The organism is Bradyrhizobium sp. CCBAU 45389 (assembly GCF_028128625.1).
Lineage (GTDB): Bacteria > Pseudomonadota > Alphaproteobacteria > Rhizobiales > Xanthobacteraceae > Bradyrhizobium > Bradyrhizobium liaoningense_B.
This window is the reverse complement of sequence record NZ_LBIY01000089.1, coordinates 205,307-219,186: the sequence shown is the minus strand read 5'-3', so window position 1 is coordinate 219,186 and position 13,880 is coordinate 205,307. Positions and strand designations below refer to the sequence as shown.

The following is a 13,880-nucleotide window of genomic DNA, read 5'->3' as shown; positions in this document are numbered from 1 at the left end:
CCGTACGTGATCCGGCTGAAACGATGGCATGGGGACGCGCTCAGGCGACATAACGGGCTTCACGACGCACTCCGAAAAACAGGCCCCGCAGCGCCGGATCGAGCAAGCGGCGGAGTCTCACCTCGATCAGCTCGTAGCTGACCGCACCCGCGATCAGCGAAGCAACCAGACCGAGGCCCGCAAAGGCGGACCAGATCAGCCACAGATTGACGCCATGCGCCGCCAGCTTCACGCCGATGACCTGCAACGGAAATAGCGCAAAAGGATGGACCAAATAGAGGCTGTAACTGATCTTTCCGAGGAACTGCAGGAACTTGCCGCTCAGCGCGACGGCAACACCGGAGTCCGGAGCAAGGACCATTCCAAACAGCAGCGCTCCCGGCAGCAGCCCGACCAGCGGATGCACATATTCGATCGACACATACATGGCGGCGCCGCAGACGATGCCGGCCAGCAACCCGAGCCAGCCGCCGATCCGGATCCGCAGGTCGATGAGACTGAACAGCAATCCGACCAGGAAGAAGGCGGCGATCGGCCGGAACGCGATGCCTGCAACACCGAGCAGGATGAACGGCGCCGCCAGCAGCCAGTTCCTCCGCTGCACCACCATCATGAAGGCCAGCGCGAACAGGATGTAGAACGCCCATTCATAGCTCAGTGTCCAGGCGTTCTGCTGGCCGATCGGCAATCCCAGCGCGTCCGGCAGGAACGCGAGATTGACGAAGAACAGCTTGAGATATGTCGGCAGATCGATGCCCTTGAAGAACTTGTAGCCGACCAGGGGCCCCGCCGTGAACAGGATCAGATGCAGGATCACGAACACGGGCAGGATTCGCAAAGCGCGATCGAGAAAAAACTTTCCGACACTGCGGTGACGCATGAGGCTCGCCGGGATCAGAAAGCCGCTGATCATGAAGAACAGCTCGACGCCGTGCCCGCCCATATTGACCGTGGCTTCGAGCCACGGCCAGATCGGAGGCAGGAAGCCCGCCAGAAGCGGCATGTCCTGCAGATGCACGATCAGAACGCTGAGCGCCGCGATGCCGCGCAGCCCCTGGATCGCCTCCACGAAATTCTTGCTGTCTCCGCTCACTGCTGCGATCCGATCCCAAGATAAAGGAAAGTTACGGACCGGAGCCCGTGCCGCACGACGCAGCTCATTGCATGGGGCAACATGGCCCTCACGCCGGCCGCGAAACCAGGTCATCGACGTCAGGCGCCAGCGGCGCCGCACTCGAGGCGATCCTGTCAGCCCTCCCCTTTTCCCGCGCGAAGACCTCGCTGAATACCACACTCAGCATGATCAAGCCGCTTGCCGGACCATAGGCCAGAACCGTGATGGTGAAGAGATTCATCGCGATCGCGAAAGAGAGCTTGTAGATGTCCCTGGTCCTCGCGACCGCGAGGATGACCAGGATCACAAACACCACGAAGATCGGCCCGAACATCAGATACGTGCCGAGGTAGAAATTATCCACCGGCACGTAATAGCTGAGCTTGTTCGAGAACAGCAGCTGCGGATAGTTGAAGCATCCGAGGCCGCAGCCGAAGAAGAAACCCACCGGCATGAGATCGGCCATGTAGACGAACGGCAGTTGCCAGCTGTTGTTGACGCGGTCCTGCAGGCTGTACAGGCTGCGCGAAATGCTGACGAGCGAGGTCCCGGAGAACAGGGCCATCAGCAGCGCGGGTACGAGGATCGACAGGAACGACAGCAGCGCCATTCGGCGCAGCATGGGAAACTTCTCGCGCTCGGGCAGAAGCCGGACAATGACCAGACAAACGACGTAGATCACCATCACGCCCAGCGAGGTCTTGCTGGTCGTCAGCTTGATCGCATAGAGGCCGACCGGCGCCCAAAGCAGGCACCACAGCAGGCTGCGGCGCACGGACGTCACCACGTAGGTGATGAACACGAAGAAGGCGGCCATGGTGCTGTCGGCCGCAAGGCCAGCCAGCCGCGTCTCCGACGCCGCCCACCAGAGCCGGCTCGCCTGCCGCGTCCCCCCGAAGGTCTCGTAGGCGAAGCCGACCCACGGCAGCTGAATACGGGAGGACAGGAAGATGCCGAAAATCGTCAGATAAAAGAGGGGATGAATCCAGGCCAGCAATCGCCGGTACTGGCCGAAATCGCGGCCGCAGAAGCAGAACCCCACGAATACCGGCGCGATCATCTTGAACGACGATATCATGCCGGTGAAGTAGCCGAGGAAAACGTATCCAAGATAAAGTGCGAACGCGATGTAGAACAGCGTGAGGATCGCAACCAGGCTTCTCCCCACCAGGATGTAGCGCTGGATGAACGCGAGGATGCAAACCATCGCGAAGATGTCAGGCAGGAACCAGATGGGGTCGATCTTGGCGACCGCCAGGTAATAGCGCAATGCGCCGGCCAGCGCGTCGCGATAGAAGTAGAGAACCAGCGCGATCGCCTCAAGATTGAAGGTCGAACCGCTCGCCTGCACGCCATCGTCGATAGGCGGTTCCGCGAAGCGGAAGCCCGGAGCAACAAGCGTTGAAGATGATGGATGAGCGGCCATCGATTCACTCGGCTGCGGCGAGCGAATTGGCTGGACGGGGCCTCAGCAGCCCGAGAACCAGCCGCGACCCCGGCATTTCGATGGTGGCGTAGGTCAGGTTCGAAAGCGCGAGCACCGCGCCAACGAAAGCGACGAGCAGCACCGAGGCAGGCAGGCCGGGCAGCAGACCATCCAACGACTGGAAACGGGCCGTTCCAACGCCGCGCGCAAAATATTCGAGCAGGACGAGCACCAGCGCGTGGACCATGTAGATCGAATAGGATCGCTTGCCCAGCCACACCAGCGGCTTCGCCGTCAGCAGTTCGGGCAGGGGACGATTGGGGAACACCATCAGCGACCCGAGCAGGATCGCAAAGACAACCGGCGCGACGAAGCTGATGGCCGGCAGCCACCCGACCACGGAGATGATCACGATCGCCGTGACCGCCGCGCCGATCTGCACGGCCGACTGAAGCACAGGGCTCACGCCCGGCCGCACCATCGCCGCCGCACGAACCGTCAGCACCCCGAGGAAGAAGCTGAGAATGCAGCGAACGATGCCGAACTGATAATGAAAATCCAGGCTTTCCATCCGCAGCACGAACAGGATGATTCCGAGGCTGCCCACGACCAGCAGGATCGAGAGGGCGTAGACCATGCGGACATTCCTCGCGGCCTGCGCCGCGAGCATCACGGCTGCGAATACGAGGTAGGTGTAGAACTCGGAACTGATGCTCCAGCTCGGCCCATTCCAGCTCAGATAGCCAATGATGCCGGACGCCTGCAGCAGCAGCAGGTTCACCACGAAGGAGACGTAGTTGTTGACCACCATCTCGGGTGCCGCGAAGTGCAGGACGCCGACCGCCACCAGGCCCATCTTCATCAATCGAAACGACAGGAAGGCGAGCAACGTCGCGAGGTGAAGCGGATAGATTCGCGCAATGCGCCGCGAGACGAAGTCACGGAAGTCGAACCCGCCGAATTCCGACTTCATGTAGCTCATCGAAATGACGATGCCGCTGAGCACGAAGAACAGGTCGACGCAGAGCCACGAATTGTGAAAGAACGCGACGTCGATCCACGCCCGATGCGGCAGGGTCGTCTTGAGCAACTCCGAGCCGACAAAATGGTGAACGACGACGCACAAAGCCGCGATACCTCGAACGCTGTCGAGCGGCACGTAGTGGGCTTTCGGCTTATGAACCGGCAAGGCAGAGCACCTGACAATGAGCTAGAGCAAAATGCTGCGTCGCAACATAATGCCTTTCTTCGACCTGCGGTTCAACTGGCAACACTCAAATTGAACCGAGATTTATCGAGATGCTTAGCGCTCATCGTCGCTTGATGTTCGGCCGTTGCATCCATCGATGGTAAACGCGCCGATCGTGCTGAAATCGTGACGGGATGCGCATTAACTTGATCTCGCGCGAAGTTCTGATAGCTCCGTCGTCGCTGAGCTGAACGACAGAGGGGCCTTTGGGCGCGATATCGCGATTTTTCGCCGCAGCCGTGTTCGTGCTGGCGCCACTTCCGCTCGGATCCCTCGACCTCGCGTGGATTTGTGTCTGGAATTTGCTGCTCGTTTGCAGCCTGCTAACGGCTGATCTCTCAGTCGTGAGTCGTCGCAACGCTATGCTGCTGATTCCTGTGGCAGTCGCCGTCGCAACGGTGGGCGTCATGATTGCGTTACAAATGTGGAGCGACCCCACTGCACAATCCGCAGCCATCTGGGAACTGCCGCGACGGCTATTCGGCCTCGCATTGCCGGACCGCCTCTCCGCGACCGCGCGCGGCCCGTGGCTGGCATTTGGTTCGGTCCTGCTGCTGGCGCTCGCCTTCACCCGCGCAATCATTCTTGCAAGCGATGCGGGAGCTGCCCGCTCGCTGGTACGAATAATGGCATGGGCGGGCTGCCTGTATGCACTCTACGGAATTCTCGCCGAGCTGATCGCACCTGACATCGTCCTGTTCAGGCAGAAAGAAGCCTATCTGGGCTTCGCCACGGGAACGTTCGTCAACCGAAATACGGCGGCGACATTCTGGGGCACCTGCGCGCTGCTGTTTCTGGTGCCGCTCCTGCGCAGCATGCATCGCCAGGAAGGCGGGGCGCCGGCACAACCGAACTGGCGATCGCGGCTGGAGCAGGCTCTTTCCACGCCGGTGGCGCTCGGCGCAGGCTTCGCAATCTGCACGATCGCGCTCGCCATGACCGGATCGCGGGCGGGACTACTGCTGTCGGTCGGCGCGTTTGCGCTCGCCATCGTCCTTTATCTCATTCCTCTCGAGCTCGGCCGATCGAGGAAATGGCTGGTCCTCGGCGGCTCAGCGGCGGCGGGGCTGGTGCTGTTGCAACTTGTCGGCGGCCTCGTGGCCGGTCGAATTATCGAATACGGGCTGATCGATCCTCAGCGGATTGCCGCCTATCAGGCATCAGCGGGAATCATCGCCGACCACCCGCTGCTTGGCATCGGGCTGGGCAATTTCGAGGCTGTTTTTCCCGCCATTCGGCCCGCAGCACTCGGCAGCCTCGGCATCTGGGATCGCGCTCACAGCACACCATTGGAAATTGCCGTCGAATTGGGCATTCCTGCCTTCGCCGTGATCGCGCTCGTCAGCCTCTGGTGCTTTTACCATTTGTTCACCGGCAGCTTGCGCCGGAAGCGCGATCGCTACATACCCGTGATCGGCGCAAGCGTCGCCGTGTTGGGAGTTGCACATAGCTGCATCGATTTCTCGCTCCAAATCCCCGGCTACGGCGTGTTTTTCGCGGCCATTGTCGGATGCGGCCTCGCGCAATCGCGATCATCACAATTTCGAAAAGAACGTGGCAAATTGGTGCAAATCGAGTTAAGCTAAAAATATTGGAAATGGGCAGGGTTATGATTTGGAATTTTAGTAGCCGCTTCGGCGTGATCGTCGGAGCACTGGCGATGGTCGCCGGATCGCCGGCGGCATTCGGCGCAACGGGTGTCAGCGCGGGCTGTGTCGCCAACACCGGGATCGTTTCAGCGGAACGTGCGACCGACTTTCTCGCCAATCCGAGCGGCCTTCTCGACCAGTTCAAGGACGGACAAGGTGGTCTCGCCTCGGCCGTTCGCGACCTCCTGACGGCCCGCCCCGAAACCGTCGAAGGCATTGTCTCGCTGGCGAAGGCCAGCAGCGCCGATCAAAGCCGCGCCATCGGCGCGGGTCTCGGCACGGCCGCCTCAACCTGTGTCCTGTCGCAGCCTCAAGTTGCACAGTTGATCCAGGAAGCGGTCCTCAGGACAGAGAATCCCGACCTCATCACCTCATTCACCAGCATCACCGGCGATATCCCGACCGAAGCGACGAACGGCGCCGATCCGACCGGCGAGACGACGGCCGGTGGCGGCCCGGGCTCGACCGCCGCGGAAGCCCGCGCTGGCGCGGCCAGCTCGACCACGCCCACGGCCCTGAATCAAGCCGGCCCCAGCGCGGCGTCGCAGACGCAGACACTGTTTGCGGCCACGACGACTTCGGTGCTGACCTCGGTAAGCCCGTCGCGCTGACGACGGGAATTGCTGCATTGGCAGCGCATTAACCACCCCTCTCCGGCCGGTCCAGCGACCGGCCGATTTCGTTAGAATTGTAAATTTCCGCGGAACCAAAGTTCAAATCGTTTGTGAGATACCCGTAGCGTCAACAAAAAAGACGAGACGGGGATGTCATGAGCTGGATCATCAAATCGCTGGTCGCGATCGGGATCGCGTCGACCGGTGCCGCCGCCAAGGCCGAAATCGTGAACGACAGTTCGCTCAATCAGGCGAAGGGTGCGTTCATCCGCGAGTACGATAATGCGCTCGCGCCGCTGCAGTTCGTCAAGTTCTGCATGAACAACGGTACGGAGTGCGCTCCCGACACCGCGGAGCGGAGCCTGCCCTCAGGCGAGCGCGCCATGAGCATGCTGCGCGAGGTGAACAGCTCGGTCAACGCGACGATCACCCCGATGCAGAAATCGACCAATCCGATGGTGGCACGCTGGACGATTGCGCCGTCCGCCGGCGACTGCAACGACTACGCCGTCACCAAGCGTCATCAGCTGATCGAGATGGGCTGGCCGAGCTCGGCGCTGCGACTTGCAGTTGTGCTGACCAATGGCGGCCAGGGCCATCTCGTGCTGGTCGCGCGGCTCGCCGACGGCGACTTCGTCCTGGACAATCTGTCCGCTTCGGTGCGCCCCTGGAATGCGGCGGAATACGAGTGGATCTCGATGCAGTCCGCCGGCAATCCGCGGTTCTGGGTCGCGATCGGCGAGCATGGCGAGCGCCTTCGCGCCACCCGTCTCGCGATGCTGCGAACCGTCCAATAACCGCACTTCAGTCTACCCGCCTCTCAGTCACAAGTTCCGACAGGCGCGAGGAGATGGTCGATGGACCGTCCCTCGCGCCTTTGTCTTGGGTAGTGGCGTTTGCCTAAGAAACGTGCTCCACGCATGCGAACATGTGCAAACATTCGCTGAATCTGCGCCTGATTGCAGCACGAGTTTCGTTCATGTTGAATCGCGGTGCGAGGCCAGGCAAGGATGGCAATTCGGTCCGCGCTGGTTTATATTTTGCGCCGCACAAGAATTTGACATAGTTTTGGGCCATCAAGGACCTACGGCCTAAATCCCCACACACCATCAATCCTTCGCAACGAGATATGAGCGCGATCCTCCTCAAACTCGATAGCTTGTTGCGTGGCCATGCTGCGGCCTCACGGATCGCTGCGGCTGTCGTCGTCGCGCTGTACGCAACCTTCGCAGCGCCGGCGCGCGCTCAATGCGTCGACCGCACCGAGCGCGCACCTCCGGCCGCAGTCAGCGCCTTCATCGCGGACCCGACGGTGATTCTTCGATCGTCGAAGAACGACAGGGACAAGCTTACGGGCCGGCTGACCGGGGTGCTGGTGACCGATATCGCTGCACTCGATTCGGTCCGTGAGATGCTGCGCGAGGCCAGCCAGGCCGATCGCATTGCCATCGGCGCCGGACTCCATCGTGCTGAAGACCGTTGCGTGTCCACCAAGCCCGACGTTGCACGCAGGATCAGCGAGTTCGTCGCCAAGCTGCACGACGGTGCCGTGCTCAAGGGATATTTCGGGGACCTGGATGCGGCGGCGGCGCCCGCGCCGGGCAGCCCCACTCCACCTGCAGTGCCGACGGGCGCAAGCTCGAGCGCCGGCCTGATGTCGGGTGAATGGAAGACCGAACTCGCCGATCCGTTCAAACCCGTCCCCCTTCCCGAGTGACAACCTCAAGATTTCCAGAAATGTTTCAGCCTCGAGATCAGTTTCCGCACCGCCCGAGATATGCCATCGAGGTCGGTGGCACGACGCTCAGCGCCGAGCGCGCTCTGGATATCGTGCGTCGCCAGTGGCCGCTGATCGCGGCCGTCGTGGCCGGCGCGTTCGCACTCGTACTCTTCTACCTTGTCGTCGCAACGCCGATGTACACGGCGAATGCGCGTATCCTGATGGACACGCGCCAAACCCAGGTGCTGGACAAGGACAGCGGAACATCCAACGCGCTGATCGACCCGGGCTTCGTCGACAGCCAGGTCGAAATTCTCCAGTCCGACGACCTGCTGCTGTCGATCGTCCGGCGCCTGAAGCTTACCGAAGACGCCGAATTCAACGGCTCGGAGCCCGGATTGATTCCGCTGGTCATCGGCAAGGTCATCGGGCTGTTCGGATCGGACGGCCCTCCCAGCAAAGAGCGGGTCGAGCGGGGCGCGGTCGAGCTGCTCCAGAAGAATCTCAAGGTCGAGCGCGTGCTGACGACCTATGTTCTCTCCATGAATTACCGCTCGATCGATCCGAACAAGGCTGCGAAGATCGCCAACGCGATCGCCGACGCCTATATCGTGGGTGCCCTGGAGGCGAAGTATCAGTCGACCAAGCGCGCCGGCGAATGGCTTCAGCAGCGCAGCGCCGAGCTGCGCGAGCAGGCGACGGCCAGCGACCGCGCCGTGCAGACCTTCAAAGCCGAGAACAACATCGTCGGCACCAGCCGCGGCCTGATGAGCGAGCAACAGCTCGCCGACGCCAACTCGCAGCTCGTCACTGCGCGCGCGGCAACGGCAGAAGCCAAGGCTCGCCTCGACCGGATCGAGGCCCTGCTCGACAAGGATCTGGTCCAGCCGACGGTCACTGACGCCCTCAACAACACCGTCATCACGCGACTTCGCGCCCAATATCTCGACCTCGCGGCCCAGTATGCCGACTGGTCCAGCCGCTACGGCAAGACGCACCAGGCAGCCATCAACCTCGCCAACCGCATGGACGAGCTGCGCAAGGCGATCGCGGACGAAGTCCGCCGTATCGCGGACGCCTATCGCAGCGAATACGAGATTGCCAAGAGCCGCGAGACGTCGCTGGACGAAAATCTCAAGAACCTGGTGTCCCAGGCCAGCAGCACCAGCCAGGCCCAGGTCAAGCTGCGCGACCTCGAGAGCGCGGCGGACACCTATCGCAACCTCTACAACAACTTCCTCGAAAAGCTCCAGAACGCGACGCAGAATCAGAGCTTCCCGATCAGTGAAGCACGCATCATCAGCACGGCGGTCAAGCCGGACAAGAAGAGCTCGCCCAAGACGCTGCTGGCGCTGGCTGGCGGCCTGCTCGGTGGTCTCTGCTTCGGCTTCGGGGCCGCTTTCACGAAGGAGCTGATGAGCGACGTGCTGCGCTCTCCGAGCGACGTCGAGGACCAGCTCGGGGTGAAATGCCTCGGTGTCCTCCCCGACATTCGTCCGGCAAGAGCGTCGGCGGAGCATCCGGAAGCGAACGTATCCAGTTACGTCGTAGAGCACCCGTTCTCGCGATTTGCCGAGACGCTACGAAACATCAAGGTGTCGATCGACGTCGCGCGGCTCTCGCGCGAGGTCAAGGTGATCGGCATCCTGTCGTCGCTGCCGAAGGAAGGAAAAACCACGGTCGCCGCCAATTTCGGTCATCTGACCGCGTTGACCGGCCACCGCACGCTGCTGATCGACGGCGACCTCCATACGCGCTCGCTGACGCGGGCGCTGGCGCCGCATTCCAAGACCGGCCTCGTCGAGGCGCTCAAGGATCCGCGCTCGTTCGGCTATCACATCCAGCGCAGCAAGGAGAGCGGGCTCGACTTCCTGCCCTCCGTCGTCGCCTCGCGCATGGTCAACTCGGCGGACGTGATTGCCTCCAAGGCGATGGCCGACCTGCTCGCGGTCGTGCGCGAGGAGTATGAGTACATCGTCATCGATCTGGCGCCGGTGATGCCGGTGACGGATGCCAAGGCCGTCAGCCATCTCGTCGACGCCATGGTCTACGTCATCGAGTGGGGCCGCACGAGCCGCAACGCGCTGCAGGAGTCGATGGCGAGCTCCGAGGGCATCCAGAAGAAGCTCCTGGGCGCCGTGCTCAATCGCGCCAATCCGAAGATGCTGAAGCGCATCGAGGCGTACAAGGGCTCGCACTACAACAGCTATTATGTCGAGGGAGCCTAGCGCCAGCGAACCGGCGGCGCAGGCGGAGGGCGAGGCGTTTCGCTGGCTTCTGCGCGGCGCGACCGTCGCACTCGCTGCGGTCACGCTGGTCTGGATCGCTGCCGTCGTCCCCGACGTGACCAACCCCGCCGTTCCGCAGATCGCCGGCCGCGTCGCGCGCGGCGAGCGCTATGATGTCGATCGGCTGAGATGGATCGTCGCGGACAATCTGCCGGCCGCGCGCCGGCTGTGCAGCGCCAAGACGCTGCGCGAGCTGCTGCTGCTCCAGCTCGCGATCGCCGACGAATCGACGCGCTCAGGCGACCTGAAGCAGATCGACGTCGACGCTGACGCCGTCGCGTCCACGAGCCGGGCCCTGCTGGCGTGCGCCCCGACCGAAGGGCTGGGCTGGTTCGGCAGCTACTGGGCCGAAATTCGCCAGGTTGGCTTTGGACCGCGAACGGCGGAGCTGCTCGACCTGTCCTATCGCTTCGCGCCGCACGAGGCCTGGCTCCAGCTCATCCGCGCCCCGCTGGCGCTTCGCGTCTTCCACGCGGCCTCGCCTGCGCTCAGGGATTACGCCGCCCAGGACTTCGCCGACATCTTCCAGGCCCGCCTGTTTCCCAGCGCCGCCACGCTCTACCAGGCGGCAGGAACGGAGGCGCGGGTCGCGCTGCTCGACCGCACTTGTACGGCGCCCGAAGCCGATCGCGACTTGTTCTCGCATTTCGTCGCGGAGAAGGGTCTGCGGATTCGTCACCGCTGCTATCCGGCCGACGGCGACGGCTTTCGCGTGAGCCGCTAGAGCATGATCCGGACCCGGAGGGCCGCGTTAGCGCAGAGTGCGAAGCGGTTTTCCGGAAAGATCATGCGTCAACAGCAACCTCAAGCGTGATACGGGCAGTCGCGCACATCCAGCGCGACGAATGCGGCCCGGCTCAGTAGGCTTCCTGGTGGATCAGCGCCAGTGCGGTCTTCAGGATGATCCTGATGTCGAGCCAGATGCTCCAGTTGCTGACGTACCAGACATCGTACTCGACCCGCTTTTCCATCAGATCGATGGTCGGCGTCTCGCCGCGGAAGCCGTTGACCTGGGCCCAACCGGTCAGGCCCGGCTTCATGTGATGCCGGTAGACGTAATTGCTGATGAGCTGGTCGTAGTAATTGTCATGCGCGAGCGCATGCGGGCGCGGCCCGACCAGCGACATCTCGCCGCGCAAAACGTTCCAGAGCTGCGGCAGCTCGTCGATGCTGGTCCGCCGCAGCACGCGGCCGACCCGGGTGACCCGCGCGTCGCTCTTGGTCGCCTGCGTGACGACATGACCGTTCTCCGCCACGGTCATCGAGCGGAACTTCCAGATCTCGAACTGCTTGCCGTTGAAGCCGCGCCGGAACTGCTTGAAGATCACCGTGCCCTTGGAGTCGAGCTTGATCATGATCGCGGCCGTCACCAGCAGCGGCGCCAGCAGCAAAAGCGCGAAGGAGGCAATGCCGATGTCGAGGCAGCGCTTCTGCGCCTGCTCGAACACGCTGAGCGGCGCACGCTGGATCTCGATCGCGACCGTGCCGCTGACGGGCTGGAACGGACGCGAGACCAGATCGGCGATCGGAAAATCCGGCAGCAGGCGGATCGGCTGGGGAACGACGCGCAGGTGCTGGCTCAGCTTCTGGAGAAGCGGCATCTCGTCCCAGTCGATGACCAGGAGATATTCTTCCACGTCCGCCGTCCGGGCCTGACGAATGATGTCGCGGATCTCGCGATCCCAGCCCGCGCCCTCCTCGGACGGCTCGAGCACGAAATGCCGCACGACATTGAAGCCGTGCTTGCGCAGGTCCTTGAATCGGGTCGAGGTGAAATCGAGGGGCTTGAGGCTGAGCAGCACGACCTTGCGGTCGACGAGACGGCCCTTGGCATAGCTCGAGGTGAGACCCAGGCGCCACAACACGCGCAGTCCGCCCAAGGCAATGCCGCCGGTCGCGGCGAACAACAGCGTGGTTCCGCGCGACAGATCCGCAGACGATTTGAGCAGGAACGCCTCGACGGCGAGAATGGTCAGCGAGATCAGCCAGACCGCCAGGCTCTTGCGCAGCTGCCACATCGTGTTCAGCAGGCGATGGTGATCGTAGACGCCCTGGAAGTAGGAGATCATCACGAACACCGCGGCGACGACGAGACCGGCTCCGACGGATGAATCCTGCTCGACCACGAGCACGCGATACAGGCCGCTCGCCGCGAAATAGCTGAGCAGCACCGCGACGAAGTCACCTGCGATCAAAGCCACCTGGAGGGGTCTCTGGAGGGCACCGCGTCGGTTCGATATTCCCGAATAATAGTTTTCCGAACCGTAAGTTGCTACAGCCATCCGAACCTCGCTGCCTCGTCACGCTCTCTCGCAATGGATGCGAGCAATCCGCCAAAATTCTCGATGCGCGCCAAGTATATCTTAACTAAACAAAGCGACATTGCGGCAGTGCACCGAAAAAATCAAACCGATTTTTCTGCAACGCAGCGTCGTTGCAAGTGAATGCACAAACTACTGTCACGCATGTGACAATTATGCGGGCATCACGCCACGATTTCCGTCAAATCGCGTCATTTGAGCGCAACATGTCGCGCGCATTTGAACGGCTGTTCAACCATGCCGCTTAAGCCGTTATTAGCTCGCGGCCATTAACACTCGTGACCAATTCAGGGAGTTGTGTCGTGAGTACGGTTGCCGTTTTCAGCCTGTTGATCGGATCGTTGCTGGGAGGCCGATTCCGAGTCTTCATCCTGCCGCCCGTCATCCTCGTCGGTGCGGCGATCCTCGGTGCGGGCTTGACCTGGCAAGGACATGATTCGGCTCACATCGTTGTCACGATTCTTGTTTTTGCGGCGGTGCTCCAGCTTGGCTATTTCTGCGGCGCGGCTGTGGTCCGCGCGCGGGCGTCTGCCTATCGCGGCAAGGCCGCGCCCTCGTTCGACGGCCCGAGCTTCGGCTAGTCGCCTGGACACGCTGGGGATCGACGGCTCGCCAAGCGGCGGGATATCGATCAGCCCGCAGAAATCAACCTTTACGCGCGGAAGGTAGGGAAAAAGCGGCTCGTGGCGCCCGGTTTTGGTCGATAGGATATTGACATCCCGGGCGAAGCTCTCTGAAAGAGTTGCACCCCATGTCCACGACCGCGCCCAAAAATTCGCCCCGGCCGAAGCTACCGAATGGCGTGCGCATCTATGCGATGAGCGACATCCACGGCTGCGCGCATCTGCTCGAGCAGATGTTTGCCGTCATCGACGCGGACATGGCGAACAGCCGGCCCTATCGCGCCATCGAGGTCTTCCTGGGCGACTACATCGACCGCGGGCCGGATTCGCGCCACACCCTCGACCTCCTGATCCAGCGCAGCCGCCGCCGCAACACGGTGTTTCTCAAGGGCAATCACGAAGCCTATTTCACCTCGGTGCTGGAGGACCCCTCGCGCACCACCGAATGGTTTCAGTTCGGCGGGCTCCAGACCATGATGTCCTACGGCGTGTCCGCGGCGCCCGGCCTCAGCAAGGACGAACAGTCAGATCTCGTGCGCGAGCTCACCTCCGCGATGCCGCCGGAGCACATCGCATTCCTGCGCCAGCTGCGGCCGACATTCACATGCGGCGACTTCTTCTTCGTCCATGCGGGGGTGCGCCCGGGCATTCCGCTCTCCGAACAGCGCGAGTCAGATCTGTTGTGGATCAGGGACGAATTCCTGCAGAGCAAGCGGCGGTTCGGCAAGTACGTCGTGCACGGTCACACGCCGGTGAAGCAGGCCGAGCTGCTGGAGAATCGCGCCAACATCGATACCGGCGCGTATGCCACCGGAAATCTGACGCTGCTGTCCATCCAGGGCAACAGCATGCTCGCAATCTAGCAGCCTGCGCCCG

General features: G+C 62.4%; 12 protein-coding genes. 8 read left to right on the top strand and 4 right to left on the bottom strand.

Going from position 1 to position 13,880, the window contains the following annotated elements:
• Positions 1–40: 40 nt before the first annotated feature.
• The 3 genes from XH79_RS19965 to XH79_RS19955 all read right to left on the bottom strand — a co-directional run bounded on the left by XH79_RS19965 (position 41) and on the right by XH79_RS19955 (position 3,729).
• Positions 41–1,093, bottom strand: a complete 1,053-nt coding sequence (locus XH79_RS19965) for an acyltransferase family protein (protein ID WP_271582742.1) — start codon at positions 1,091–1,093, stop codon at positions 41–43.
• Positions 1,094–1,181: 88 nt separating this feature from the next.
• Entirely contained in the window at positions 1,182–2,540 is a 1,359-nt protein-coding gene (locus XH79_RS19960; protein WP_271582741.1) for a hypothetical protein, read from the bottom strand.
• A gap of 4 nt (positions 2,541–2,544) precedes the next feature.
• Complete coding sequence (locus tag XH79_RS19955; RefSeq protein WP_212346704.1) at positions 2,545–3,729, bottom strand: acyltransferase family protein; 1,185 nt, start codon at positions 3,727–3,729, stop codon at positions 2,545–2,547.
• A 266-nt stretch (positions 3,730–3,995) separates the two neighbouring features.
• Here XH79_RS19955 and XH79_RS19950 point away from each other — a divergent pair, with 266 nt between their 5' ends.
• From XH79_RS19950 to XH79_RS19925, 6 genes are all read left to right on the top strand, one after another.
• Positions 3,996–5,375 (top strand): O-antigen ligase family protein, encoded by a 1,380-nt coding sequence (locus XH79_RS19950; RefSeq protein ID WP_271582740.1) that lies wholly within the window; start codon positions 3,996–3,998, stop codon positions 5,373–5,375.
• A gap of 11 nt (positions 5,376–5,386) precedes the next feature.
• Entirely contained in the window at positions 5,387–6,049 is a 663-nt protein-coding gene (locus XH79_RS19945; protein WP_271582739.1) for a hypothetical protein, read from the top strand.
• Between the two features lie 158 nt (positions 6,050–6,207).
• Positions 6,208–6,849 carry a transglutaminase-like cysteine peptidase gene (locus XH79_RS19940; protein ID WP_271582738.1) on the top strand — a complete coding sequence of 214 codons (642 nt, stop codon included), beginning with the start codon at positions 6,208–6,210 and terminating at the stop codon, positions 6,847–6,849.
• Positions 6,850–7,181: 332 nt separating this feature from the next.
• On the top strand, positions 7,182–7,769 hold the full coding sequence (locus XH79_RS19935; RefSeq protein WP_271582737.1) for a hypothetical protein: 588 nt from the start codon (positions 7,182–7,184) through the stop codon (positions 7,767–7,769).
• Positions 7,770–7,789: 20 nt separating this feature from the next.
• Positions 7,790–10,000: a GNVR domain-containing protein gene (locus tag XH79_RS19930; RefSeq protein WP_212346713.1), complete on the top strand. Its 2,211-nt coding sequence runs from the start codon at positions 7,790–7,792 to the stop codon at positions 9,998–10,000.
• Positions 9,984–10,784 (top strand): hypothetical protein, encoded by an 801-nt coding sequence (locus XH79_RS19925; protein WP_271582736.1) that lies wholly within the window; start codon positions 9,984–9,986, stop codon positions 10,782–10,784. Before XH79_RS19930 ends, XH79_RS19925 begins: the two co-directional genes overlap by 17 nt.
• Positions 10,785–10,917: 133 nt before the next feature.
• Here XH79_RS19925 and XH79_RS19920 read toward each other — a convergent pair whose 3' ends face one another.
• Entirely contained in the window at positions 10,918–12,342 is a 1,425-nt protein-coding gene (locus tag XH79_RS19920) for an undecaprenyl-phosphate glucose phosphotransferase (RefSeq protein WP_245004034.1), read from the bottom strand.
• A 341-nt stretch (positions 12,343–12,683) separates the two neighbouring features.
• On the opposite strand from XH79_RS19920, the gene XH79_RS19915 reads away from it, so the two are divergent.
• The gene (locus XH79_RS19915) at positions 12,684–12,962 is read left to right on the top strand and encodes a hypothetical protein (RefSeq protein ID WP_271582734.1); all 279 of its coding nucleotides are present in this window, start codon (positions 12,684–12,686) and stop codon (positions 12,960–12,962) included.
• 170 nt (positions 12,963–13,132) lie between these two features.
• Positions 13,133–13,867: a metallophosphoesterase family protein gene (locus tag XH79_RS19910; RefSeq protein WP_212346719.1), complete on the top strand. Its 735-nt coding sequence runs from the start codon at positions 13,133–13,135 to the stop codon at positions 13,865–13,867.
• Positions 13,868–13,880: the final 13 nt, after the last annotated feature.